This window comes from Actimicrobium sp. CCI2.3 (assembly GCF_035019065.1).
GTDB lineage: Bacteria > Pseudomonadota > Gammaproteobacteria > Burkholderiales > Burkholderiaceae_D > Actimicrobium.
In genome coordinates this window covers 1-1,586 of record NZ_JASJWR010000075.1, presented here as the reverse complement: position 1 = coordinate 1,586, position 1,586 = coordinate 1, and the positions used below count along the sequence as shown (strand labels likewise).

Genomic DNA, 1,586 nt, shown 5'->3' with positions numbered 1-1,586 from the left:
TGATGCCACATCAATCTAATCAAAATCAACCGTTAAAAACAGCATACAAGGGTGCAATAACCGAAGGGCATTGCACCCTACGATTTAGTCTTCTTACAAAATGAATTCAACAGGAACCACACGTGTCAACCAAAATCCAACATCAGCCCTGGAAAACTTTAAACCCTGCTTATGCAACAGCAAAGTATTAATTGCAAGAACAGTGGGTTGCCCGTGTCGATGGCCCTCAGTGCGTAGGGTGCAATATCCGAAGGGAATTGCACCGCATTCAGTCGATACAATGCCATTCGTTTATTGCATTCTAACAACTTGGTAATAATAACCTACAGATTGCTAATTAATTAAATTCATAAAAAGTTAATATTCATTTATGATTAAATCAAAATCACTACCTCCCTCCATTTCAAAACATATATTGCATCAATTAATCGGAAAAAAAGTAACTGGTTTGGTGCGGTACAGTTGGTGGGCTAAAGAGGAAGTCACTAACGAATGTCATATACGAAAGGAGCAAACCTTTGCACTCACAGCAGGTTCATTAGCCGTAATTTTTGAAGACGGCAATGTACTTGGTGTCGCAAGTGATCCAAGTATGAATAGTGTGATAGTTTGGCTAGATCATGCGTGCAATCAGGTCGATATAAATCCGCCGTTGTGTGATGACCCTGATCTTTTTCCGATTCTAGCGACTGATAAAATATACTCGGAACCAGTGTGGGAAAAATTTATCGGGAGCACTTTAACCGCGTTTTCAATTTTGAAGAACAAAGAGATGAGCGCGGGCGAAGCTGCGGTGCCGAGTGAGTTAGGATTATGTTTTTATTTCAACAATAATGAGTGCTTTATAGCATCGCATGGTTTACATGACGGCTCAGATGATTTTTCTGTTCTTATGGATAATCAGATTAATTCGGTTATCAAGTCAACGTTAGAGGAGTACGATTTTTTGTAAGAAGAAGTGTGAAAATACTACGTTTCATGTTCACTTCTTCCATTGCTGTACCCTCAATTTAATTTGTCAAAACAAAACATATCGATGCAGAAGCTATTATTTTAATTTTCAATGCTTTGATTTATGCTAATTAGGATAAATTACTTAGGCCATCAATATATAAAATGGAAAAATATCAAATGGAAGACTATTCACTTCCAAATGTATTAAAAATTCCGCAGTCATTTCTTGATTTGATTACGACTGGATTGCCCGATATTGAACCGTGGTGGTGGCTTGTCCATCACAGCGAAGCTTTGATTTACTGGAGCGAAACCTTACGAAACCATTTTCCTTCACGATCGCTGATACCATTCGCGAAAGATGGAGGCTCCGATGATATTGCTTGTTTCGATGGATTTGATATTTCAAAAAATCCAAAAGTATTAGTCATTCATTCGTTCTGCTCGCCTGGTTTGGAGCTGAGAGATGAAGCAGATAGTTTTTTAGAATGGCTACAAAAAAAAGAAAAGGAAGCGATCGATTTCAAAACTTTAAAATGGGATGATAATTAATTTATTAACTCGTTTGAATAGAGTATCTAAAAATTTAATTAATCGTATCCCCATTTTCAGCGCGTAGGGTGCAATAACCG

2 protein-coding genes are annotated in these 1,586 nt (G+C 37.6%); both read left to right on the top strand.

Annotation, left to right across the window (positions count from 1 at the left end):
- Nucleotides 1-370: 370 nt before the first annotated feature.
- Nucleotides 371-952 carry a hypothetical protein gene (locus QN370_RS20490; protein ID WP_322127336.1) on the top strand — a complete coding sequence of 194 codons (582 nt, stop codon included), beginning with the start codon at nucleotides 371-373 and terminating at the stop codon, nucleotides 950-952.
- 164 nt (nucleotides 953-1,116) lie between these two features.
- Complete coding sequence (locus tag QN370_RS20485) at nucleotides 1,117-1,506, top strand: hypothetical protein (protein ID WP_322127337.1); 390 nt, start codon at nucleotides 1,117-1,119, stop codon at nucleotides 1,504-1,506.
- The last annotated feature ends 80 nt before the right edge of the window (nucleotides 1,507-1,586 follow it).